20 protein-coding genes and 1 other annotated feature are annotated in these 24646 nt (G+C 31.8%); of the genes, 18 read left to right on the forward strand and 2 right to left on the reverse strand.

Annotation, left to right across the window (positions count from 1 at the left end):
• Window positions 1–279: 279 nt before the first annotated feature.
• From hypE to HGI79_RS18005, 14 genes are all read left to right on the forward strand, one after another.
• Window positions 280–1287, forward strand: coding sequence for a hydrogenase expression/formation protein HypE (gene hypE, locus HGI79_RS17940; protein WP_185652056.1), 1008 nt, complete (start codon window positions 280–282; stop codon window positions 1285–1287).
• A gap of 30 nt (window positions 1288–1317) precedes the next feature.
• A complete protein-coding gene (gene cbiM, locus HGI79_RS17945; protein WP_185652057.1) occupies window positions 1318–2304 on the forward strand; it encodes a cobalt transporter CbiM in 987 nt (328 codons plus the stop codon).
• Window positions 2305–2339: 35 nt separating this feature from the next.
• Entirely contained in the window at window positions 2340–4622 is a 2283-nt protein-coding gene (hypF, locus tag HGI79_RS17950; RefSeq protein WP_185652058.1) for a carbamoyltransferase HypF, read from the forward strand.
• Window positions 4623–4734: 112 nt separating this feature from the next.
• The gene (locus HGI79_RS17955; protein ID WP_185652059.1) at window positions 4735–4878 is read left to right on the forward strand and encodes a hypothetical protein; all 144 of its coding nucleotides are present in this window, start codon (window positions 4735–4737) and stop codon (window positions 4876–4878) included.
• Between the two features lie 29 nt (window positions 4879–4907).
• Window positions 4908–5087 (forward strand): (2Fe-2S)-binding protein, encoded by a 180-nt coding sequence (locus HGI79_RS17960; protein WP_185652060.1) that lies wholly within the window; start codon window positions 4908–4910, stop codon window positions 5085–5087.
• A 265-nt stretch (window positions 5088–5352) separates the two neighbouring features.
• Window positions 5353–7128 carry a bifunctional homocysteine S-methyltransferase/methylenetetrahydrofolate reductase gene (locus tag HGI79_RS17965; RefSeq protein WP_185652061.1) on the forward strand — a complete coding sequence of 592 codons (1776 nt, stop codon included), beginning with the start codon at window positions 5353–5355 and terminating at the stop codon, window positions 7126–7128.
• 443 nt (window positions 7129–7571) lie between these two features.
• On the forward strand, window positions 7572–9167 hold the full coding sequence (locus HGI79_RS17970; protein WP_185652062.1) for an alpha-glucoside-specific PTS transporter subunit IIBC: 1596 nt from the start codon (window positions 7572–7574) through the stop codon (window positions 9165–9167).
• A 105-nt stretch (window positions 9168–9272) separates the two neighbouring features.
• A complete protein-coding gene (locus tag HGI79_RS17975) occupies window positions 9273–10598 on the forward strand; it encodes a 6-phospho-alpha-glucosidase (protein WP_185652063.1) in 1326 nt (441 codons plus the stop codon).
• Window positions 10599–10737: 139 nt separating this feature from the next.
• Window positions 10738–11517 (forward strand): MurR/RpiR family transcriptional regulator, encoded by a 780-nt coding sequence (locus tag HGI79_RS17980; RefSeq protein WP_185652064.1) that lies wholly within the window; start codon window positions 10738–10740, stop codon window positions 11515–11517.
• 551 nt (window positions 11518–12068) lie between these two features.
• Window positions 12069–13184 (forward strand): glycerol dehydrogenase, encoded by a 1116-nt coding sequence (locus HGI79_RS17985; RefSeq protein WP_185652065.1) that lies wholly within the window; start codon window positions 12069–12071, stop codon window positions 13182–13184.
• A 219-nt stretch (window positions 13185–13403) separates the two neighbouring features.
• Window positions 13404–13853 carry a MarR family winged helix-turn-helix transcriptional regulator gene (locus HGI79_RS17990; protein ID WP_185652066.1) on the forward strand — a complete coding sequence of 150 codons (450 nt, stop codon included), beginning with the start codon at window positions 13404–13406 and terminating at the stop codon, window positions 13851–13853.
• A gap of 22 nt (window positions 13854–13875) precedes the next feature.
• Window positions 13876–14391: a flavodoxin domain-containing protein gene (locus tag HGI79_RS17995; protein ID WP_185652067.1), complete on the forward strand. Its 516-nt coding sequence runs from the start codon at window positions 13876–13878 to the stop codon at window positions 14389–14391.
• Window positions 14392–14430: 39 nt separating this feature from the next.
• Window positions 14431–14823 (forward strand): FMN-binding protein, encoded by a 393-nt coding sequence (locus HGI79_RS18000; RefSeq protein ID WP_185652068.1) that lies wholly within the window; start codon window positions 14431–14433, stop codon window positions 14821–14823.
• A gap of 21 nt (window positions 14824–14844) precedes the next feature.
• Window positions 14845–14991 (forward strand): hypothetical protein, encoded by a 147-nt coding sequence (locus tag HGI79_RS18005; protein WP_185652069.1) that lies wholly within the window; start codon window positions 14845–14847, stop codon window positions 14989–14991.
• 113 nt (window positions 14992–15104) lie between these two features.
• On the opposite strand, the gene nhaA is transcribed toward HGI79_RS18005, so the two are convergent.
• Both nhaA and mtlD read right to left on the reverse strand, forming a co-directional pair.
• Window positions 15105–16328, reverse strand: a complete 1224-nt coding sequence (gene nhaA, locus HGI79_RS18010; protein ID WP_185652070.1) for a Na+/H+ antiporter NhaA — start codon at window positions 16326–16328, stop codon at window positions 15105–15107.
• A gap of 165 nt (window positions 16329–16493) precedes the next feature.
• Window positions 16494–16551, reverse strand: a sequence feature (sodium ion sensor (DUF1646 type); this cis-regulatory element may regulate processes involved in with the transportation of sodium ions).
• A 224-nt stretch (window positions 16552–16775) separates the two neighbouring features.
• On the reverse strand, window positions 16776–18974 hold the full coding sequence (gene mtlD, locus HGI79_RS18015) for a bifunctional mannitol-1-phosphate dehydrogenase/phosphatase (RefSeq protein WP_185652071.1): 2199 nt from the start codon (window positions 18972–18974) through the stop codon (window positions 16776–16778).
• A gap of 397 nt (window positions 18975–19371) precedes the next feature.
• Between mtlD and HGI79_RS18020 the strand changes: the two genes are divergently transcribed.
• The 4 genes from HGI79_RS18020 (at window position 19372) to HGI79_RS18035 (ending at window position 24577) form a co-directional block, all read left to right on the forward strand.
• Window positions 19372–20079 (forward strand): ABC transporter ATP-binding protein, encoded by a 708-nt coding sequence (locus HGI79_RS18020; RefSeq protein WP_185652072.1) that lies wholly within the window; start codon window positions 19372–19374, stop codon window positions 20077–20079.
• A complete protein-coding gene (locus HGI79_RS18025) occupies window positions 20079–22442 on the forward strand; it encodes an ABC transporter permease (protein WP_185652073.1) in 2364 nt (787 codons plus the stop codon). The genes HGI79_RS18020 and HGI79_RS18025 overlap by 1 nt, the downstream gene beginning before the upstream one ends.
• Before the next feature lie 202 nt (window positions 22443–22644).
• A complete protein-coding gene (locus HGI79_RS18030; protein ID WP_185652074.1) occupies window positions 22645–23874 on the forward strand; it encodes an efflux RND transporter periplasmic adaptor subunit in 1230 nt (409 codons plus the stop codon).
• 52 nt (window positions 23875–23926) lie between these two features.
• Window positions 23927–24577, forward strand: coding sequence for a TetR/AcrR family transcriptional regulator (locus tag HGI79_RS18035; protein WP_395939557.1), 651 nt, complete (start codon window positions 23927–23929; stop codon window positions 24575–24577).
• The last annotated feature ends 69 nt before the right edge of the window (window positions 24578–24646 follow it).

Raw genomic sequence — 24646 nt, forward strand, 5'->3', positions numbered from 1 at the left:
ATATTTTTTCTCAAATTTTCGCTAAGACTAATAAAAAAATATTTAAATGTGACTTCAACATTGGTAATATATCCCTATGTATAAGTTAAATTTAAGCTGTGGGTATCTATATATAGTACAGAATAAATTATGTGGATGGATCATAATTAATGCAATTGTTAAAGAATTGTAACTATATATATGTAATATTAAGTTTAGTAGTTTATTGTGTAAAAAATTAATAATAATTTTGCGTATTTGTAAATATAACAATTATAATGAATATAGTGGAGGAATAACATGGATGATAAAATATTATTAAGTCATGGAAGCGGAGGAAAGCAAACCAACAGCTTGATTAGTGATTTATTTTTGAGATACTTTAACAATGAAATTATAAATGAAATGAATGATTCAGCTCAGCTTAACATAGATGGAAGTAAAATTGCCTTTACTACGGATTCTTTCGTAGTTAACCCAATATTCTTTAATGGTGGAGATATCGGAAAACTTGCAGTATGTGGCACAGTTAATGATTTATCAATGAGTGGAGCAAAGCCACTATACTTAACTAGTGCCTTCATAATAGAAGAAGGATTTGAAAAGGACAAACTTGAGATTATAGTTAAATCCATGGCTGAGGCTGCAAGGGAAGCTGGGGTAAAGATAGTTGCAGGTGATACTAAAGTAGTGGAAAAGGGTGGAGTAGATGGAATTTTCATCAATACCTCAGGAATAGGTGTTATACCTGAAAATGTAAATATAAAATCCAATGGTGCTGAAGCTGGTGATGTAGTAATAGTTAATGGTACTTTAGGTGATCATGGTTCAGTTATAATGTGTGAAAGAAATAGCATAGGTATAGAAGGGGAGTTAAAAAGTGACTGTGCAGCCCTAAATTCTCTTGTAGACTCTATACTTGAAATCTGTCCTAAGGTTCATGTACTTAGAGATGCTACGAGAGGTGGAGTAGCAGCCGTTTTAAATGAAATTGCTGAAGGTAGTAATGTTTCAATTGAATTACAGGAAAGCAGTATTCCTATAAAAGAAGAGGTTAGGGGGATATGTGAGCTTTTAGGACTAGATCCTCTATATATTGCTAATGAAGGAAAGCTTTGTTGTTTTGTGCCAGAGCAATATGCTTCTGCTGTACTGGATAAAATGAAAGAGCATCCATTAGGAAGTGATGCCTCTGTAATTGGTAAAGTTATAGAATCAGGAGCTAAAAAGGTTTATATAAAGACTATTATTGGCGGAACAAGAATAGTTGATATGTCTTCAGGGCAGCAATTGCCGAGAATATGTTAGTATAAAAATTTGTTTAGTGGAGGGAGAATCATGCATATTCCAGATAATTATTTAAGTCCATCAACCTGCCTTACAATTGGTGCAGTCATGATTCCAGTTTGGAGAAGAGCTGTTGCTATTGTAAAGAGTGAGCTTAGTAGAAGAAAGCTTCCTCTGCTAGGTATATGTTCAGCTTTTTCATTTCTTATTATGTTATTTAATGTTCCAATTCCAGGGGGAACCACAGGTCACGCAATAGGAGCTACATTTATCGCCATTCTTTTAGGACCACATGCTGCAGTAATATCCGTTACAGTTGCTTTAGTTATACAAGCATTGTTTTTTGGAGATGGAGGTATATTAGCTCTTGGGGTAAATACTTTTAATATGGCATTTATTATGCCTTTTACAGGTTATTATATCTTTAAATTAATAAAAGGAAATAGTGAAAGTGAGAAAAGGGGATATATTGCTTCTTTTATAGGTGCATACGTAGGTATGAATATGGGAGTGTTATTAACAGCCATTGAATTTGGAATTCAGCCCATATTATTTAAAAATGCTGCTGGACTACCTATTTATTCTCCTTATCCCATTCAGGTTTCAGTGCCAGCAATGCTAATACCTCATATTCTTCTTATTGGCATTTTAGAAGGTATTATTACTTCGGGAGCATACATGTATATTAGAAAGTTATCACCTGAGATAATATACAATAGCAAATTTCAAAAGCGTAAGCTAAGCATGAAATATATGAACATATTAATTTTAGCAATGATGGTTCTATCACCTTTAGGTATTCTAGCTAGTGGCAGTGCCTGGGGAGAGTGGAGTAATGAAGAGTTACTAGGATTAATAGGATATATTCCTGAGGGAATGAAAGATGGATTTATTTATAATGCCTTGTTTGCAGACTATGGAGTGAAGGGATTATCGCAAAATGCAGGATACTTAATTTCTACAGTAATAGGTGTTGGAATAATATTTATAGTGATAAATATTATAAGTAAGATAACTATATCAAAACATAATAATTGACACTAAGAAATATTATGAGTTGGCAGGTAATATTTATGAAGAGATTATTTTTAAAGGTAGAAGGAATTGTACAAGGGGTAGGTTTTAGGCCTTTTGTTTATAATCATGCAGTTTCCCTTAATCTAAAAGGATGGATTAATAATAATTCAGAGGGAGTACATATTGATATAGAGGGAAAGGAAAATAGGTTGTATGATTTTATAGATATTCTAAAGCATAACCATCCTCCTTTAGCTAGAATTGAAAACATAACTGTGGAAGAAAAAGAATTTATAAATTATAGTTGTTTTGAAATAAGGGAAAGTGAGAGAAATGATGAAAAAATAACTTTTGTTTCTCCAGACATGGCCGTGTGTAAAGATTGTATTAAGGATATTTCAGATTCACTAAATAAAAGATATAAATATCCTTTTACAAATTGTACGAATTGTGGTCCTAGATTTTCTATAATTAAATCTATTCCTTATGATAGAGACAATACTACTATGAACAAATTTAAAATGTGTGACCATTGTTATGAAGAATATACTAATCCTTTAAATAGGAGGTTTCATGCTCAGCCTAATGCCTGTGAGGACTGTGGACCACATATTTGGATTGAAGATTCAAGAGGATACAGCATAGAAGTAGAGGATGTAGTTCAGTGGGCTAAGGAGAAGTTGAAGGAAGGTAAAGTCTTTGCTATTAAAGGATTGACAGGTTTTCATCTAGTTTGTGATGCAGCAAATGAAGAAGCAGTAAAGTTACTTAGAGTTAGGAAAAAAAGGCCACATAAACCCTTTGCTGTGATGATGAAAGATATAGAAACTGTAAAAAAATATTGTTATATAAATAATGAAGAAGAAAACATACTATGTGGACGAAGAAAACCAATAGTATTATTAGATAAAATTCATAGTTATAATTTACCTGAAAGTATCGCTTCACATCAAAAAACATTAGGGGTAATGCTTCCTAATACACCATTACATCACTTATTGTTTTCAGGTAATATAGAAATTCTTATTATGACCAGTGCTAATGTTCATGGACTACCTTTAGAATATATGAATGAAAGTGCAGTAGAAAAACTAGGAGATATAGTAGATTACTTCTTAATGCATAATAGAGACATTTACATACCAGTTGATGATTCAGTGGTAAAGGTAATTGATAATGAAGTACATGTTATAAGAAGAGCAAGAGGATATGCACCTGAACCAATAAAGCAAAGTAATGTAAAACCAATCTTAGCTTGCGGCCCGAATATGAAAAACACCTTTTGTATTGCAAAGGAGAACTTTCTGCTTCTAAGTCAACATAATGGAGATTTAGAAAATATAGAAACTATTGAACACTATAAAAATAACATGGAACACTTTAAGAAGATATTTTCTTTTGAACCAGAGTATATAGCTTGTGATATGCACCCTGGTTATATGTCTACCCAGTATGCTTATGATTCAAACTTACCTAGAATTGAAGTTCAACATCATCATGCTCATATAGTAAGCTGTATTGCAGAAAATAATATAAATGGAAAAGTTATAGGGGTAGCCTTTGATGGAACTGGCTATGGCATAGACGGAAAAATGTGGGGTGGAGAGTTTTTATTATGTGATACTAAGGATTTTAAAAGACTTGGACATCTAGACTATGTAAAAATGCCCGGTGGTGATATAACTGTTAAAGAACCTTGGAGAATGGCCGTAGCTTATATTTGTAATATGTTTAAGTTAACAGAACATCTAGAATGCAGTACAAGCGAAAAACTAAAAGAATTATTGTTTGAATTATATGGTAATAAAGCTGTTAACCTTAAGACTGTAATAGATGCAGATATTAACTGTTTTGAAACCTCTAGTATAGGACGATTTTTTGATGCTGCAGCTAGTTTAATAGGTTTTAGAGACGTGGTAACTTACGAGGGACAAGGAGCCATAGAGTTAGAGACTATAGCCTGTACAAATTGTTCTGATTTTTATAATTACAATATTATTGAAGGACATCAGCATATAATACAAACTCACAATATTATTAGTGGAATTATAGAGGATAGACGTATGGGCATTCCTCAACATATTATTTCTGCTAAATTTCATAACTCAATTATTATGTTTACTATAGATTTATGCAATATAATCAGAAAAGCTACTGGAGTTAATAAGGTTGCGTTAAGCGGTGGAGTTTTTCAGAACTCATATATACTAAAGAATTTAGCTAGAGTGTTAAGAGAATCAGAATTTATTGTCTATACAAATAAATTAGTACCCACAAATGATGGTGGAATATCATTAGGACAAATGGTCATAGCAAATGAGATTTTAAATAATAAATAAATTATTGTTACAGAAGCTTCTGCATAAACATATGGTATCTTCAAAGTATACTGGTGAAGGGTTTTCGTATTTTGATGAAGCTATAGTAGGTACGGATTATGAATAAATTACAATGCAAGGATATGAAGCGTATACTATTAAGATTGATGGTGAAACTAATGTTAATAGAATTAATGTTTTTGGTGATTATGGTTTAGAAGTTATTAAGGAATCATTAACATTTAAGCTTTTAAATAAATCACATGTAATAATTTAAAAAAATGAAAAATAAAAGGAGATAATAAAATGGATAACGACGAAGTAGTATGTGCATGTATTAATGTTACTGTACAAGATTTAAAGGATGCAATTGAAAATGGTGCTAAGTCATTTGAAGAGGTGCAGGATGTTACTCAAGTTAGTACTGGTTGCGGTGGTTGCACAGACAGTGTTAAAGCATTAGTTGATGAATTATTAGCAAAATAATAATTTGTAAAGTATATAGTAAATTTAAAACTAGTATGTGTACAGATACTTAGAAGTTCTGTTTCAGATGCTCAGTTTCTACAACAAAATACAAGAACCACCTATGTTGAGATGTAAATACATCTTTATGTAGGTGGTTTTTGTTTAAACTTGTTGAATTGAAGATTAAAATATACTATTACTAGGATTTTAAAAGTTAAAATAGTATAATAAATAATACAATGGACGTAAAAAAACTAAATCAGATGTACTAGGGGGTTAACCAATGATATATGATTATTTGAAAAATAACATTTTAATTACGGATGGAGCAATGGGAACATATTACTCTGAACTGACAGGAGATAACGTATTTAACTGTGAATTTGCCAATATAGAAAAACCAGAAATAATAAAAAACATTCATATCAGCTATATAGAGGCAGGTGCTAAACTCATTAGAACCAATACCTTTTCTGCCAACTCTTTAAATTTGGGTATATCACGAGAAAAAATTAAAGAGTTGATAAATGCTGGGTATAATATTGCAAAAGAGGCTACCAAAGGAAAGGATATCTTTATTGCAGCAAGTATAGGACCCATAAGTAATTCTATGTCGGATAAAAATGGTATTGATATTTTAGATGAATATAAGTTTGTTGTTGATGCATTTATAGAAGCAGGAGGACACATATTTTTATTTGAAACCTTTAGTAATTTAAACTATTTAGAAGAAATATCAGATTATATAAAGCAAAAAAATAATAATGCTTTTATTATAGTTCAATTTGCAATTATGCCAGATGGATTTACTAGAGATGGTATTAGTATTAATAGAATTGTGGAGGAAGTAAAATTAATTAAAAATGTTAATATATATGGATTTAACTGTGGTTCAGGGCCAGCTCATTTATATAAATCATTAAAAAAACTTCACATTTCAGAGGATATTATATCAGTACTGCCAAATGCTAGTTATCCAGAACTCATTAATGAAAGAACTATTTATGTTAACAATCCAGAGTACTTCGCTGAAAAAATGATAGATATTAAAAATTTAGGCGTGAAAATATTAGGAGGCTGTTGTGGTACAACACCTGATCATATAAAAGAGTTAACAAAGAGATTGTTAAACCATAATAATAAGGATTTTACAGATTCAGAAGTAAAGCTTATAACAAAAGAAACAGTAATTAAACAAAGCAATATTTTTCAGGATAAACTTTTAAGAAACGAATTTGTTATTGCAGTGGAACTAGATCCTCCATTTGATACTTCTATAGATAAAATTATTCAAGGAGCTAAGATTTGTAAGGAAAATGGAATAGATTTAATTACAATAGCAGATTCTCCTATGTCTAAGGTAAGAGTAGACTCTATTTCTATTGCTGCAAAGATTAAGCGAGAAATAGAAATAGATACAATGCCACATATTTGCTGTAGAGATAAAAATGTAAATGCAATAAGATCAGGCTTGTTAGCTGCTCATATTGAAGGCATTAGAAATGTACTTGCTGTTACTGGAGATCCTGTTCCAGCTGAGGATAGGATGGCAACAAAAAGTGTTTTCAATTTAAATTCTTTCAAATTAATAGATTTAATATCTGAAATGAATAATGAAGTTTTTGTTGAGGATGGTATAAGTATAGGAGGAGCTTTAAATCTTAATGTATTAAATAAAGAGTCAGAAGTAGCTAGGATGTGTAAAAAATCAGAGAATGGGGCAACTTTCTTTCTTACCCAACCGATTTATGATGAGGAAACTATTGAGTTTTTAAAGAATTTAAAGAAGAAAAATGTAAAGATACTTGGGGGAATACTTCCAATAGTTAGCTATAGAAATGCTCAGTTTCTAAATAATGAATTACCAGGAGTACATATACCTGAGATTTATATTAATAGATTTCATAAGGATATGTCAAAAGAAGAAGCAGAAGAAGTGGGAATAGAAATGGCAGTAGAAATAGGGAATAAGATAAAACCATACGTTGATGGTATATACTTTATGACCCCATTTAATAGAGTTCAAATGATTATAAAGATTATAGAAAAGATGATTTAACTATGTAAAGTTAACAATAAAAACACTATCAAATTTATTGAAGTTAAATAAATTTAATAGTGTTTTTTCTTTATACGCAGTTCAATAAAAATATCAATAAAATATTTAACTTAAATGATAATCCGGCTCAAATTAAATTTAACTCTTTGTGATATTATTTTTAAGCTTATCCTAAAATGTCAAGAGTTAAAAACTAATATGTGAAAATTCCCTAAAAATGTGAAAAATCACAGCTGAAGTTATTAAGCACTGATTGGTTTTATTCTATTGTAATCGTTTTTATAATTTGTTATTATAAAGTCAATGAAAGTACTTTCTAAGAATTTTTACAGAAGAAGCTTAAGTTTCATAAGAAATTTACGTGTAGTTATATTTAAAATTTTATATATTTAATATAAACGATATCCTGATTAAGGGGAAATATATTAATGGGGTGATGTTTTATGATGCAAAAAATTCAGCGTTTTGGTGCTGCTATGTTTGTACCAGTATTATTATTTGGTTTTGCTGGTATGACTGTTGGATTATCAATTCTATTTATGAATCAAGATATTATGGGATCAATAGCTAATCCAAATGGGTTATGGTATAAGTTTTGGTTTATAATTCAAGAAGGTTCATGGACTGTATTTCGTCAATTGCCACTTTTATTTGTAGTAGGCTTACCAATAGCATTAGCAAAAAAAGCCCAAGCTCGTGCGTGCTTGGAAGCTTTAGTAACATATTTAACATGTAATTATTTTATAAGTGCTATTCTTACTTTATGGGGACCTAGTTTTGGTGTTAATTTCAAAGCTGAGGTTGGTGGTACAAGCGGATTAACAATGATTGCAGGTATTAAAACACTTGATACAGGAATGATAGGATCAATTTTAATTGCAGCTATAGTTGTTTATCTTCATGAAAGATTCTTTAGTAAAAAACTACCTGATTTCTTAGGTATCTTTCAAGGTTCATGCTTTGTTGTAATCGTTGGATTCTTTGTTATGATTCCCGTTGCATTTGCAATATGTCTTCTATGGCCAAAAGTTCAAAGTGGAATAGGAGCATTACAAGGATTTTTAACTTCATCTGGTGTTTTGGGTGTATGGGTATATACTTTTCTAGAACGTATTTTAATACCAACAGGATTACATCACTTTGTTTATGGACCATTTATTTTTGGACCAGCTATAGTAGAAGGCGGTATAGCTGCATATTGGCCACAACACTTGTCTAGTTTTGCAACTTCTGCACATTCATTAAAAGAAATGTTCCCTGCTGGTGGATTTGCACTACATGGATCATCTAAAGTCTTCGGATGTACTGGTATTGCATTAGCAATGTATTCAACTGCTAGACCTGAAAAGAAGAAAGTTGTTGCAGGTTTACTTATTCCAGCTACGCTAACAGCAATTATAGCCGGTATTACAGAACCATTAGAATTTACTTTCTTATTCATAGCACCAGTTTTATTTGGTATACATGCATTCTTAGCAGGAACTCTAGCAGCGACACTGTATGCATTTGGAGTATCAGGTAATTTTGGTGGTGGTGTAATTGATTGGTTAGCACAAAACTGGCTTCCACTATTTAAATATCACTCAGGTACGTACATTACACAGGTAGTAATTGGTTTATGTTTTACAGCAATTTATTTCTTTGTATTCCGTTTTGCAATTTTAAAATTCAACTTTGCAACACCAGGTCGTGAACAAGATGATGAAGAAACAAAACTTTATACAAAGGCTGATTATAAGGCAAAACAAGCAGGAGATACAGCAACACAAAGTAATGAAGTACAACAAGGTAGTAAAGCTATGCAATTTTTACAAGCATTAGGCGGAAGTGAAAATATTCAAGATGTTACAAACTGTGCAACTCGTCTTCGTGTATCTGTAAAAGATGAAACTAAATTAGCGGCTGATAAAGTATTCCGTGCAGCTGGTGCACATGGCGTAGTAAGAAACGGAAAAGCTATTCAGGTTATTGTTGGACTATCTGTTCCTCAAGTAAGAGAGGAATTTGAAAGTTTACTTGGGCAACAAGTAAGCGTATAGACAATAAAAGTAAACGTATAAATAAATATTAACGCCATTTGAACTAATTATTAGTTCAAATGGCAGATATGAAATAAAAGGGTTAAATTTAAGGAGGAAATAATTATGAAAAAATTCTCAGTAACTATAGCTGGTGGTGGAAGTACATTTACACCAGGAATAATATTAATGCTGTTAGATAACTTAGATAAGTTTCCTATAAGAAAATTAAAATTCTACGACAATGATAAAGAAAGACAAGAAATAGTTGCTGGAGCATGTGAGGTTATTTTAAGAGAGAAAGCACCAGAAATTGAATTTTTAGCAACAGTAGATCCAGAAGAAGCTTTTACAGATATAGATTTTGTTATGGCTCATATAAGAGTAGGTAAATATGCAATGCGTGAATTAGATGAAAAAATTCCACTAAAGTATGATGTACTTGGACAAGAAACTTGTGGTCCAGGAGGAATGGCTTATGGAATGAGATCTATTGGTGGAGTTATTGAAATACTTGACTATATGGAAAAGTATTCACCAAATGCATGGATGCTAAATTACTCTAATCCTGCAGCAATAGTTGCAGAAGCTACTAGAAAATTGAGACCTAATTCAAAGATATTAAACATATGCGATATGCCAATAGGTATAGAAGTACGTATGGCTGAAATTTTAGGATTAGAGTCAAGAAAAGATATGTCAGTTCGTTATTATGGACTTAATCACTTTGGTTGGTGGACAGACATACGTGATAAAGAAGGAAACGATTTAATGCCAAAAATAAAAGAACACGTTTCTAAGCATGGTTATGTAGTTACTAATGGAGATAGCCAACATACCGAAGCAAGCTGGAATGATACCTTTGCTAAAGCAAAAGATGTATATGCAGTTGATCCAGATACATTACCTAATACTTATTTAAAATATTATTTATTCCAAGATTATGTTGTTAAGCATTCTAATAAAGAATATACAAGAGCAAATGAAGTAATGGATGGAAGAGAAAAGTTTGTATTTGGAGAATGTAGAAAGGTTATTGAAAAACAATCTACAGAAGGATGTGAATTACATATAGATGAGCATGCTTCATATATAGTTGATCTTGCAAGAGCTATAGCATACAACACAAAGGAAAGAATGTTATTAATTGTAGAAAATAACGGTGCTATTGAAAACTTTGATCCTACAGCTATGGTTGAAATACCTTGTATTCTTGGCAGTAATGGTCCAGAACCACTAGTAATAGGTAAAATTCCACAATTCCAAAAGGGATTAATGGAACAGCAAGTATCAGTAGAAAAATTAGTAGTTGAGGCATGGGCAGAAAAGTCTTACCAAAAGTTATGGCAAGCTATTACACTTTCTAAAACAGTACCTAGTGCATCCGTTGCTAAGAATATTTTAGATGATTTAATTGAAGCTAATAAAGCTTATTGGCCAGAATTAAAATAATATTCACTCACATTGTTTAATAGAAAAAAGTACAAGATATCTAATGATATCTTGTACTTTTTATTTTATTTACATCAGCTAATTTGTTATTTAATATATTATTTTGATATAATGTATATAACAGAGGGGTGAATGTATTGTGAGATTAGAAGAATTGGTTAACAATAATTATGAAAAATTAAATGAAAATGATTTGTATATTCTAAAGTATATTTTGAATAACAAGGAAGAATGTTACAATTTGGGGATTAATGAACTTGCCAAAAAATGTAATGTGTCTAGAACAACAATTCTTCGCTTTACACAAAAGTTAGGGTTTAAAGGTTATAGTGAATTTCGAGTACATTTAAAGTTGCAAGAAAAGGAAAATAGTAAAGATGAAAAGGATTCCGTTGAAAAATTATATACAGATTTAAATGAAACCATAAAACTTATTAAAGAAAAAGATTTTACTAATATTTGCAAGTTATTATATGATGCTGAAAGAGTTTTTGTGTATGGTACAGGTACGGCGCAAACTGCTATTGCTCGAGAATTAAAGCGCATCTTCTTGGTTGCACATAAATATTTTCATGTCATTGAAGGATATCGTGACTTTGAAGTCATAACCTCTAGTATAACAGAACGTGATGTTGTCATAATTATTTCTTTATCTGGCAATATAACCTCTTTCTATAGCTGTATAAATGAAATATCCATAAAGGGCATTGATTGTATTTCTATTACAAGACTAAGCGATAACCCCCTTTCAAGAATGACACCCCATAATTTATATGTAACGACTTCAGGTATGAGTTTGAGCAATGGTTTGAATTTTGAAACTTTTTCAATGTATTTTATCTTAATTGATGCACTTTTTAGGAAGTATCTTATGTATCAACAGCAGCAAGAACACAATTCAATAAAAATAGACAAATGAGCAATGGTTTATTATAGGTACGGAACTTTTAAATTTAATTTATTCCACATAGGATATTACTAGATTATGCCACTGATAAATAGTTTAAGAAAGTCTAAGCCTCAAATTAGCAGAAAAACTAAGAACTTTGATAAACTCGCTCAGGCTCAAACAGTATCAAAGTGCTAAGCTTTTCTACTAATTTGAGGCCAAGGCTTTCTAATAAACTATTTAAATGTGGCACAATCTAGTAATATCCTATGTTACATAAATTAAATTTAAAAGTTCCAGATCTATATAGATACCCACAGCTTAAATTCAATTTATACGTAGGGATATATTACTAATGTTGAAGTCGCATTTAAATATTTTTTTATTAGTCTTAGCGAAAATTTGAGAAAAATCTTAGAACTTTAGATATGTTTGAGGTACGAGTTTATCAAAGTTCTTAGTTTTTTCTCAAATTTGAGCTTTAGACTAATTAAAAATATTTAACGTGACGAAACATGGTAATATATTCCGGAGTATAAATTGAATTTCGGGCATGCTTATCTATACAAGGAGGGTAAAAAATGATAAGAGCTATTATTTCACCAAGTAAATATGTACAGGGTTCAGGTGTGTTAACAAATTTTAAAGAACATATTGACAAACTAGGGGATTCTTTTTTCGTTATATCAGATGCTTGGTTTTTTAATGAAGCAATAGAAAAAATCGGACAAGGGGTTAAAGGAAGTAACCTTGAAGTAGTTTTTGAAAAGTTTAATAGTGAATGTTCAAGAGCTGAAATTGATAGGTTGGTAGAACTTGCAAACAGAAATAACTGTAATGTTATAGTTGGTATAGGTGGAGGAAAAACTTTAGACATAGCTAAAGCAGCAGCTTACTATGCTAAAATGCCAGTTGTTATAGTACCAACTATAGCCTCAACAGATGCCCCATGTAGTTCACTTTCAGCTATATATACAGAAAAAGGGGTATTTAGTGAATATCTTGTGCTTTCACAAAACCCTAATGTAGTTATAGTTGATACAGACATAATTGCAAAAGCACCAGCAAGATTCTTAGCTGCTGGCATGGGGGATGCACTTTCAACTTACTTTGAAGCAAGAGCATGTGTTAGAGCTAATGGAAAAACTGTGGCTGGTTACCAAACAACGAAAGCAGCTATAGCCCTTGCAGAACTTTGTTATAATGTTCTTTTAGAAGATGGAGTAAAAGCAAAAATTTCTGCTGAAAGAGGAGTTACTACTAAAGCTCTTGAAAATATAGTTGAAGCTAATATCTATTTAAGTGGAATTGGTTTTGAAAGTGGTGGATTAGCTGCAGCACACGCTATTCATAATGGATTTACTGTGCTTCAAGAAATGAATCACATGTATCATGGAGAAAAAGTGGCTTTTGCAACAATAGTTCAATTAGTTCTTGAAAACAGCCCAATGGAAGAAATAGAAGAAGTAATAAGTTTCTGTTTAAGCGTAGGGCTCCCAACAACGTTAGAAGATATGGGGATAAAAGCTGTAAAAGAAGAAAATATAATGAAAGTTGCAATAGCCTCTTGTGCAGAGGGAAATTCTATGATTAATATGCCATTTAGAGTTGTTCCAGAAGATGTTTATGCTGCAATATTAGCTGCTGATACATTATGCACACAGTTTAAAATTAGAGAGAAAGCTTATTCCATATAGATCAATCTTAGGATATACCATACTTGATTTACATAGCACTACCCCCCTACGGAATGTGGAGGGGGGTAGTCAATGTGCTCCCAGCAAGTGAGGTTTTTAGTTATAATTTGAAAAATCTATCTAAAACTCTTGACATAGAATGATATACGTAATATATTACTTATATAAGTAATATATTACGTATATAACAGAAAAGCACCATATGGAGGCATATAGGTTATGGATATTATAAGTAAGCAAAAATATATATTTGGTAATTTGTTTCTCCTTGCAAATAAACTGCAGGTTATAGGAGATCAGTATCTTAGCGAGGATGATATGACTATAAAACAATGGTTTTTGACAGTGATGATTTTACAGTTCGGTGACAACCCTCCTACTCTCAGTAAGGTGGCGGAACTTATGGGTAGCTCTCGTCAGAATGTGAAGCAGCTTACCCTGAAGCTTAAGGAAAAAGATTTTTTAACTATGGAAAAGGATGAACAGGATGCTAGGGCTACTAGGCTTAAGTTAACGGAGAAAAGTCAGTTATTCTGGGAAAAACGTCAGAATAAGGATGATGAATTCATCAGAAATCTATTTATAGATTTCAGCGAAGAGGAAACTGATATATTATTCAGAGGTTTTAACAAGCTGTTTAAAAAAATTAAGGAAATTGAAAATTATTAAATTGATTATTGGAGGTATGAAAATGAATACATTAATAATTTATGCTACCAAGCATGGTACAACAGAAAAGTGTGCTTCTATACTTTCAAAGAAGCTAACAGGGAAAATTGATCTTCACAATTTAAAAGTAGGAGAATCCCCAGATCTCACTAAATACCATAGAGTAATCATTGGAGGCTCTATTTATGTAGGAAAAATTCAAAAGGAAGTAAGTACATTTTGCTTACAAAATCTCAATGAGTTGAAAAATAAAAAATTGGGTCTATTTATATGCTGCATGTTCAAAAATGACGCTGAGGTGCAGTTAAACAATTCTTTTCATCAGGAGCTTTTAGATAGTGCTGCTGCTAAAGAAAACTTTGGTGGTGAGATGAGGTTTAGTGATATGAGCTTTATAGAAAAGACTATAACCAAGATAGTGTCAAAGACGGTAGCAAAGAACGATACAAGTCTTTCTGCAATGGATGTGAAAAAAGATATGTGCATGATTTTAGAGAAAAATATTGATGGATTTGCACAGCAGATGAACAATGTCTAAATCATTAAATATTATAAAAAATCACGGAGGGTGCGTGAAATGAGATTATTCTTAAAAATTGTACTATCTATTATTATTGTTATCATATTATTTGGCGTGAGCGGAATATTCTTTTTAACCCGAGGAATTGAAGCAGGAAGGCAACAGGTAATTAATAATGTAGACCTAAGGCAGCTTAGTGATGGAACTTATGATGGAAAATATGAATCTGGAAGATGGTCCAATGAGCTGATGGTAACAATTAAAGACAATAAAATTTCTAAAATTGATATGGTTAAGGATGTTACCATCCCAAAGTCAGGTGTGTCGGATGAGCTGTTCAACAAAGTAGTTAAAAAACAAAATACCGATGTGGATGTTGTTTCAGGAGCTACAGTAACAAGTAAAGCTTATTTAAAAGCTATTGAAGATGCTTTGAAAAAGGGGAAGTAAAATAGTAACGGGAATTATGCAATGGAAAAAAAGTATATCCTGTTTATAATGATACTCTCGGCTATTTTGGTTGTTTCAGTAACTGTAAAAGCTACATTTTGTAGAAGTGGAAGTCATAGGTCTGGTAGTCGAATGGATAAACTAGATTTAGAGAAATTTAATAAATAAAAAAACCTCTTATGTTTTGATGATTTTAGATAAGATTACACATAAGAGGTTTTTTTATTTATGTTTTATAGCAGTACTAAATTAGTTTTGCATAATAAACAATGGAACCACCTTTAATTGTTTTCATAAACTTCAACACATTTCTCGTTTTCAAGTTTTATAGACTTGAAAACTAAAATACCTGCTATTGCTGATAAAACTGAGGCAGATATTATGCTAATTTTTGCTACAGACAGCAGTGCTCCTCCCTCAAAAGATAAAGACGCAACAAATAATGACATTGTAAACCCAATACCACCAAGTAAACTTGCACCATATATATGCTTTAGTGTTACTTGAGAAGGAAGTGCAGCTATTTTAAATCGTATTAATAAGTAAGCTGTTATAAATATTCCTAATTGCTTGCCTATAAAGAGACCAGATATAATTCCTAGACTAACAGGTGATAAAATCATCGTTAAAAAATTGCTAAAGTCAATAGTTACGCCTGAATTTGCTAGAGCAAATATTGGCATAATTACAAAGGCAGACCAAGGTACTAAAGCATGTTCAAGCTTATATAACATTGAATTTTTAAATTCTTTATAGTCTTGACCAACAGGTATTGTTAGTCCAAGTAATACTCCAGCAATAGTTGCGTGTACACCAGATTTTAAAAGACTAAGCCACAGTAAAATGCCTAAAATAATAAAAATAACAGAATATTTAACTTTTAATTTATTTATTACTATTAGAGCTGCTAGAACTACTAAAGCTACTAACAGAGCAATCCAGGAAATTTCACTAGTATAAAATATAGCAATTACAAGGATAGCTCCTAAATCATCAACTATTGCTAAAGCTGTAAGGAACACAACAATTCCTTTAGGTGCTCTTTTACTGCCTACTAAAGATAGTATTCCTAAGGCAAAGGCAATATCAGTAGCCATAGGAACACCCCAACCTGAAATAGTTGGCTCTTTATAATTGAATATTGCGTAAATAATAGCTGGTAAAATCATACCCCCAATAGCAGAAGCAATAGGTAGTATGGTTTTTTTTACAGATTTAAGTTCTCCAACAACCAATTCTCGTTTTATCTCCATACCAACTACAAAGAAAAATATAACCATTAGTCCATCATTAATCCAATGAAGAACTGACATTGATAGTGAAAATTCTTTATATCCGATAGTTATATAACTATGGAGTAAATGGTCATAAGGTAATGCAAGGTTGGAATTTGCAATAATTATGGCAAGAATAGCACAAATTAATAAGATTATACCACTAGAAGCTTCATGTTTAAAAAAGTATCTAAATGGTGCAATAATTTTACTAGGAATTTTCAGTTTCATATTACCACTCCTTTTATGTTTATAGTCTGCATATAATGGCAGAAATTAACCAAACATTTAGAACAAAATACATGAAATTATTAATATTATATAAAAATTTATATAATATTAAACTTTTAAGATATAATAATTTTAAAAAAATAAAAAAGTGGGGAACTCTAAAAGAGTTCCCCACCCCAGAAACTAATATTGCTTGAAAGTGAATTTAAAAATTCACCCAACCGTAAACTTTCCAATTTATTTTTATAGTAATGATTATATATTTTTAAAATTATATAGTCAAGAGTTTTTCTGCCACCTTCAGTAAATTTAACATAATTGTTTTAAAAAAATTGGTAACTCTAAAAGAGTTACCAACCTTAGAAACTAATATTGCTTGGAAGCGAATTAAAAATTAATTCACCAAGGCTTGCATTCTTTTCACAATGGGCCCTCTGGCTTTTTGTGCTAAGAAACAAATTCCACTTTTGAATAGTTCTGTATGAGCTCTTTAAAGTGTTTCTCGATTCTTGCAATTAAATCGGCATCTTTTTGTTCATCTAAGCATTGATATGGTTTTCCATTATAATTACCCTGATAGGTCAGCACACCTTTGATGGATTTTTCTTTATCGTATAGTTCTTTGATGATTTTACATTCTTTGTCATCAGGATTGATCAATAAAATCGCATAAAGCAGACCTGCTGCAGCACCAAACTCTAACATAGGGGTAGAAACTTCATTTTTTTGTGCTAAATCAATCGTTCCCAGTATACGTTCGCCGTTTTGCAATTTTCTCAACGGGTCACGGCCAACACGGATACATGGATCTTTGAAAGAATACCTGCATCGTTTAATAAAGTTAGCAATAAAATTGTCCACATACTCTTCTAATTCTGGATCATGTTTTAAAATAGCGGGTTTTATTTCTTTTTTCATCACTGTTTTGACAAGTAAAATTATACGTTCATCTCCCATACCCTGACCAATTGTTTTGTAACCTAATAAGCTTGAGTACCATGCAATTATGGCATGAGTTCCGTTAGATAATTTGTTTTTCACATCCTGCATTTTTGATATATTATCTACTGTTTTAATTTGTCGCAATCTTTCTAAAATAGGGCTTCCTTTACTTGCGTATAATAGGATATCGGGTTCACTGTTGAATAAAGTAATATTCAGCCTGGATAATTTCTGAGTAATCTGTGATACGTTGTATAGCTTTTTAGAAATACCTTTCACTAAAGTAGCTTCTTCGCTTTCAACATTATTCGTTTTCGAATTTTGATCCTCTTGCTTCCCAGTGATAACCTTTTGCTTTGAAGGATCTTCGAAAAGCAAACCAATATCCAACTCTTTTTTTCCTATATTTCCTTCAAGAGTTTTTAAATTCATTCGTGCTTGTTTTAAAATAGTTTTTTTGTTTATTTTAGAAACCATTCTGTTTACAACGGTCTCGCAAAAAAAAGCATTAGATATGATTTTCTTTGATTCCTCTTTTCCAACAAAATTTTTTAGTGCATTTTCAACATTTCGTTTTACATACAAAGCTCCTCCAATTTTATTTAATATTACAAGAATTGTTATATGCTTGCCGTTGTCTCGATATCGTTGGATTAATCCTTTTGCAATGGTAACTGATTCTTGTTTGATTGCTGTTTCAGGAAGACTGAGCCCAATGATTTCTGATTCCGTATACATTTTTTTCATTTCAACTTCATCGAAAATATCCACCAGTCGCACATTAGTGATTGTTTGATCAAAAGCTAAATTCTCATAATGAACATTGAATTTACCAAAAGCATTGACTAACTCCCGCAAATAGGAATGTCTACAAGCACCTACTATTTCAACAGGTCTTGTGTACCCATCCCAGTGTGAAAAAATTTGTGTTAAGTATCCTCCGCCTATGGCACCAAAACCATGAATACCCACCTTCATATGGTTGAACCTTCGTGGAAAATGTTCGTTTAGCCTTGGCTTAGGCATTTTAGCGGTGAATTTTATCAAGTCATTCAAAAAATCTACCATGCTATCATAGGCCTTAAAAGCACGAGCTTTGATTTCTTGTTTTGGCTCTTTCATATCTTTCACAAATATAGAAATTCCTCCTGAAGCTGAGGCGGCAAGAAGCCCGTTTTGAGAATCCTCAAATATTAAGCAATTTGAAGGCTCGCAGTTCAATTCACTGGCTGCTTTTAAAAATATTTCTGGATTCGGTTTTCCATTTTTTACTTCATCTCCACATATAATAATATCAAAATAGCTCATTATATAAGAACGCATAAGATACTCTTCTGTTATACTTCGTTTGCTTGAGGTAGCAACCGCAAGCAATATACCGTTCTTCTTTAGTCTTTCTAAAACATCAATCAAGCCTTTCTTAATCGGAACTCCATTTTTTCTAACATACTCCAGCTCAAGTTCGTCTGCTTTTTTGCGAATTTCCTTGTAAGGATAATTATCCCCATATCGCTTCTTGGCAAGTTCTTCTGATGATTGTGCACTAAGCCCTAAGGAATCCATTAGAAGATCATCCTCCATACTCTTTCCATAGAGAATTTTGGAGGCCTGTTTCAACATTTTCATCCTGAGTCTTTCAGTATCAAACATGGTTCCATCCATATCAAAAATTGCTGCATTTACTGTTTTCGTTTCAAAAATCATTTTGTTTCCCTCCAATAAAAATCATGTATTTTCTGCAAATTCCAAAGTATAGGTATAAAATCAGATAAATATGTCGAATACATATTCGGTCAAAAGTCTTTGTTTGACAGAATAGTATATTAGGATATCTGTGTAATATGTTTAATAAAAGCAGATTTGTTGCAACTGACAACTTAATTATATATAACAAGTTGTTGGTTGTCAAGTTGACCATTAGAATATAAATGTAGACAAATAACAGACCCTGTCCCTTATCTCATCTACCTTTTAAACCTATCAACCTAATCACTCTAAAGCTCCTGTGAAAAAAATTCCTATTGACTATGTGGTGAAAAAGGAGCATAATAACATCATCTTGACCATATGGTCAATGGAGTTTCATAGGAGGTAATGTAGTATGAAAGATCCTATTGTTGTAGTAAAAGACGTTATAAAGGAATATACCATGGGAGAGGTAACAGTAAAGGCTTCTGATGGCATGAGCTTTGAAATCCTTAGAGGGGAATTCGTTGTGGTACTTGGTCCAAGTGGTTCAGGCAAAAGTACAGTACTAAATATAATTGGTGGAATGGATAGACCTACTTCAGGACAGGTTAACGTGGATGGAAAAGATATAACTAAATACTCAGATAATGAACTTACTATGTATAGGCGCAAAAATATAGGATTCGTATTTCAATTTTATAACCTTATGCCCAATCTTACAGCCCTTGAGAATGTGGAATTAGTTACGGCACTTAGTGATAATCCTTTAAACCCAAAAGATATTATTAAAGATGTAGGTTTAAGTGAAAGATCATCAAATTTCCCCGCACAGCTTTCTGGAGGAGAACAGCAGAGAGTAGCTATAGCAAGAGCACTTGTAAAGAACCCATTATTACTTCTATGCGATGAACCCACAGGAGCTTTGGATTTTAACACAGGAAAGCTAGTTTTAAAGCTATTGTATGATATTAATAAAAGTATGAATAAAACAATAATGGTTATTACACATAATGCTGCTATTGCAGCTATGGCTCATAGGGTTATTAGAGTTAAAAGTGGTACAGTAGAGTCTGTAACCGTTAATGAGAGACCTGAGCCACCTGAAAGGATTGAGTGGTAATGAATATTTTATTCAGGAATTTACTTAGAGATATAAAACAATCAAAGGGGCAGTTTATTTCTATATTAATTATAGTTATTTTAGGAGTTACATTTTATACAGGAATAAATACTATGTTTAGAAATCTTTCTGACTCAAGTGATAAATATTATGAGGAATATAGACTAGCAGATATTTGGGTAGATTTTTATAAAGCACCACTAGGTGTAAAAGATAAAATAGAGGAACTACCTTATATAAAAGCAGCCACAGGAAGAATTGTTCAGGATGCCAGTATAAATATTTCAGGAGAAAATGCAACTTTGAGATTTATTACCCTTCCTGATGTAAAAAAAGATATAGTAAATGATATAGTAATAAAATCCGGCAGGTATTTTTCAGAAGGAGATAGTAATCAATGTGTTGTAGATGAAGATTTTTTCAAAGCCAATGACTTAAAAATAGGACAATATATTTATCCAATCATCAATGGGAATAAAGTTAAGTTGAAGGTTATGGGCTCAGTTAAAAGCCCGGAATTTGTATATACCTTAAAGGATGCAAGTGAGCTAATGCCTGACAATAAGAAGTTTGGCATAGTATATATTAAACAATCCTTCGGAGAAGCAATTTTTGATTTTAAGGGGTCTATAAATAGTGTTTCTGTGCAAGTTTCTCATAGCAGTGATGTTAAAAATATAAAAGATGATATAAAAAAAGTTTTAAAAAATTATGGAGTAAAGAGCGTTATTGACAGAGAACAACAGACAAGCACTATGATGCTAAATGAAGAAATAAAAAAACTGCAGTCTATGGGAGGTACTTTTCCTATAATATTTTTTATGGTTGCTGCAGTTATTATCTATATTATGATGGGGAGAATGGTGGAAAACCAAAGAGCTCAGATTGGGGTATTAAAGGCTCTAGGATTTACCAACATACAAGTACTCACTTATTATATGTGTTACTCTGCAATTATTGCAATTTGCGGCAGTGTAATAGGTTCTATACTTGGAACTTATATGGGTGTAGGCTTTACTAAACTTATTAATCAGTATTTTAACTTACCCATAGCAGGGATGAAAATTTACAGAGAGCTTGTACTTCCTGCTTCCTTATTAACATTATTTTTCTGTTTATTTGCAGGGTATCATTCTTGTAAAGTCATATTTAAGATTATGCCTAGTGAAGCTATGAGAGCTAAAGCACCAGACAGTGGTAAAAAAATAATTATTGAAAAAAGTGAATTAATATGGAGAAACCTTAGCTATGTATGGAAGATCATATTAAGAAACTTATTTAGATATAAAAAAAGAGCCATGCTAACTTCTTTAGGAATAATATTTTCTTCTGCAATACTTTTAGTAGCTTTAAGTATGAAGGATTCTATAGATTTTATGATAAATCAGCAGTATGGAAATATTCAGAACTATGATATAAAAGTTAACTTTTCAAGATTAATCAGTGTAGAAGATTTAAATAAAATTAAGGATATTCCTCATGTAACAGCACTAGAACCAGTACTTGAAACAGGTATCGAAATATCCAATGGCTGGAGGAGTAAAGATGTAGGATTTACTGCACTTGTAAAAGAGCCAAATATGTATAGGGTAGAGGATAAAAATGGTAAAGCCATAAGTATGCCATCTAGCGGTATACTTTTATCTGAAAAAATTGCAAACACTTTGGATGTAAAACCAAATGATAGTGTGAATATAAGATTTTTCTTTCCAGGAAAAGAGAAGAAACAGGTGGTGGTGAAGGGCATTGTAGTTCAATATATGGGCTTAAGTACTTATACTTCTATGGACAATTTAAATAATGTACTAGGAGAAGGTCAAGTTGCCAATTCAGCTGTGTTAAAACTTGATAACAGCAGTTTTGAAAATCAGGTTAAAGATAAGCTGAGAGATATGGCTGCAGTGAACTCTGTAGAATCAAAGACAGATTCTCTTAACGTCCTTTTGAAAAATATGGGAGCTACAAAGTCCTCTATTGGGGTATTAATCCTGCTTGCAGCAGTTCTTCTTATTGCTGTGGTATACAATATTGCTACTATTAATATTTTTGAAAGGCAGAGAGAGTTGGCTACTCTAAAGGTATTAGGTTTTAAAGATAATGAAGTTAAAAAGCTAATTTTTAATGAGAATTATATAATTACCATATTTGGAATAACTATAGGACTGCCTCTTGGAAGGTGGCTTGGAAGTTATATGATGGCAGCTAGCAGTACGGATTCTTACAGTTTTCCTTATGTAGTTGAATATAGAACATATATTCTCACTATAGTACTTACACTTACTTTTACTGCATTGACTAACGTTATTTTGATGAAAAAAATTAAATCAATTGATATGATAGAAGTTCTAAAGAATAAAGAGTAGAGATAGATATGTAATTCAAAAATTTTACTTAAATTGGTACTCATAGGAGCATCTCTTAGGTACTGATAACTACTTTAAGTTATCTTTAAGGTTCTCTGGTTAAACAGAGAGCCAAAATCAGTGATTTTGTGCGAATCGCTTACTCCTATGAATACCTATAAATGTAAAGCTTAGAAGTTAAATATAGAGGAGATGAGTGTATATGAAAAGAAAGAAACTGTTTTGGACAGCTACTCTAATAATAGTGTGTGCAGCAAGTGCATTAGCATATGTAAAGCTGCAAGAAGGACAGACTGTGGAAACTGCAGTTGTGTTAAAAGGTGAGATTAGGCAGTATATTGAGGATACGGCTGCAGTTCAGAGTAATAAAAAACAAAAGGCATATATTGAAGGTTCGGGAAGAATAGCTAGTATAAATTTTAATGTAGGCGATTCTGTAAAAAAAGGCGATGTGTTGTTAACCATGGATAAAGGAGACTTAGAGCTAAAGCTTCAGGATGCTAATGCAAAGATTGATGCTGCTAAGGCTCAGCTTCAAGGCACTGATATTTCTAATAGTATAAATAAAATAGAAATTGCTGAAGCAGCTGTAGATCAAGCTAAGGTTGCTTATGAAGCTGCAGATAGAAACTTAAATAATTCAAAAAAACTCTATGATTCCGGCAGTATAAGTAAACAGGAACTAAATAATGCTGAAGATGCATATAAAACTGCTGAGGCGGCTTTAAAGTCTGCAAGTTATCAATTAGAAGATATTAAAGCAGGAACTCCTGATTATGTAAAAAGCCAATATGCAGCTCAAATGAAACAAGCTGTAATTCTAAGAGATAGTATAACAAGAGATATAGAAAAGCAGCAGGTTATATCACCAGTTGATGGAATTATTCTTGAAAAACTTGTGCATGAAAATTCACTAGGAACAGCTGGTACAGCAGCATTTTCAATAGGTGATACTAAGAGTTTGGAACTTGAAGCAAATATATTGTCTGATGACATTTATAAGGTTAAAATAGGTAATGAAGTAGAAGTAAGTGGAAAGTCAATAGGTAATTCAACTATAAAAGGTAAGGTTATAAAAATAGCACCTGAGGCAAAAAATACACCCTCCTCTTTAGGAGTGAATCAAAAGAGAGTACCTATAACTATAGAAATAAACGGTGATATGGGCTTACTAAAGCTGGGTTATGATTTGGATGTTAAAATAATAACTGAAATGAAGAAAGATACTTTAGTGATACCTGATACCGCTGTATTCGATTATAAAGGCAGCTCTTGCGTATTTGTGGTGGATAGTGGTAAAGCTGTTATAAAGAAGATAAAGAAAGGCATAGAAAGTGAAAAAACAGTAGAGGTAATAAGCGGGTTGAAGTCAGGAGAAAAGATAATAGTTAAACCTGATAACAACATAAAAGAAGGAATAAAGATAAAGTGAAACTTGAATCGGATAAAGTAATAAATTGAAGCTAAATAAAAAGTAGGAGAGAGTGTCATTGATTGATAAATTTGAAAGCTTACCAGAGGAAAAAAAGAAAAGGATCTTAAATGCTTGTATTGAGGAATTTGCACTAAATGGGTATGACAAAGCATCTACAAATTCCATAGTAAAAAAAGCGGATATTTCCAAGGGAATATTATTTCATTACTTTGGAAACAAGAAAAATCTTTTTCTCTATATATTTGACTATTGTATGAATCATTTGATAGATAAATATTATTCTGTGAAGGAAACAGAACCAAAGGACATTTTTGAAAGGATTATGTGGATTAGTATATTAAAAATAAAGATATTTCATGAGGAACCTCTTATGAATAGGCTGGTCTTTTCAGCAATTTCAAATATGTGGGAATCGTTAAAGCCAGAGATTACGGAAAGGTATAACACTTATTATGCAAAGCATATGCCGGAATTTTTTAGGGATATAGATACATCAAAATTCAGAAAGGAAATTGATACACAAAAGGCTATAGAGCTTATTATGATGTGTACGGATGGAATTTCAAATAAATATCTGCAAAAGTATAAAAATAAGCCTGTAGATGAGGTTTTTAATGACGTAGAGAAGATTGTGGAAGAGTATAATGAGTATATGGATGTTTTAAAATTTGGTATATATGGCGAAACTGAAGGAAAATAAATTAGTAGCAAGTAGTTCTATAAACAATGATAAGTTATATTTTATAATAATAAACTAAATAATTAACAA

It is taken from the genome of Clostridium sp. DJ247 (assembly GCF_014231265.1).

Bases quoted from the DNA above. Each gene is read 5' to 3' on its own strand.
- HGI79_RS17990 (WP_185652066.1), top strand. From the start codon at position 13,404: ATGGATATTATAAGTAAGCAAAAATATATATTTGGTAATTTGTTTCTC.
- mtlD (WP_185652071.1), bottom strand. From the start codon at position 18,974: ATGATTTTTGAAACGAAAACAGTAAATGCAGCAATTTTTGATATGGAT.
- HGI79_RS17970 (WP_185652062.1), top strand. From the start codon at position 7,572: ATGATGCAAAAAATTCAGCGTTTTGGTGCTGCTATGTTTGTACCAGTA.
- HGI79_RS17985 (WP_185652065.1), top strand. From the start codon at position 12,069: ATGATAAGAGCTATTATTTCACCAAGTAAATATGTACAGGGTTCAGGT.
- HGI79_RS18005 (WP_185652069.1), top strand. From the start codon at position 14,845: ATGGAAAAAAAGTATATCCTGTTTATAATGATACTCTCGGCTATTTTG.
- hypE (WP_185652056.1), top strand. From the start codon at position 280: ATGGATGATAAAATATTATTAAGTCATGGAAGCGGAGGAAAGCAAACC.
- HGI79_RS17975 (WP_185652063.1), top strand. From the start codon at position 9,273: ATGAAAAAATTCTCAGTAACTATAGCTGGTGGTGGAAGTACATTTACA.
- HGI79_RS18000 (WP_185652068.1), top strand. From the start codon at position 14,431: ATGAGATTATTCTTAAAAATTGTACTATCTATTATTATTGTTATCATA.
- hypF (WP_185652058.1), top strand. From the start codon at position 2,340: ATGAAGAGATTATTTTTAAAGGTAGAAGGAATTGTACAAGGGGTAGGT.
- HGI79_RS17960 (WP_185652060.1), top strand. From the start codon at position 4,908: ATGGATAACGACGAAGTAGTATGTGCATGTATTAATGTTACTGTACAA.
- HGI79_RS17995 (WP_185652067.1), top strand. From the start codon at position 13,876: ATGAATACATTAATAATTTATGCTACCAAGCATGGTACAACAGAAAAG.
- HGI79_RS17955 (WP_185652059.1), top strand. From the start codon at position 4,735: ATGCAAGGATATGAAGCGTATACTATTAAGATTGATGGTGAAACTAAT.
- HGI79_RS18030 (WP_185652074.1), top strand. From the start codon at position 22,645: ATGAAAAGAAAGAAACTGTTTTGGACAGCTACTCTAATAATAGTGTGT.
- HGI79_RS18020 (WP_185652072.1), top strand. From the start codon at position 19,372: ATGAAAGATCCTATTGTTGTAGTAAAAGACGTTATAAAGGAATATACC.
- HGI79_RS18025 (WP_185652073.1), top strand. From the start codon at position 20,079: ATGAATATTTTATTCAGGAATTTACTTAGAGATATAAAACAATCAAAG.
- nhaA (WP_185652070.1), bottom strand. From the start codon at position 16,328: ATGAAACTGAAAATTCCTAGTAAAATTATTGCACCATTTAGATACTTT.
- HGI79_RS17965 (WP_185652061.1), top strand. From the start codon at position 5,353: ATGATATATGATTATTTGAAAAATAACATTTTAATTACGGATGGAGCA.
- cbiM (WP_185652057.1), top strand. From the start codon at position 1,318: ATGCATATTCCAGATAATTATTTAAGTCCATCAACCTGCCTTACAATT.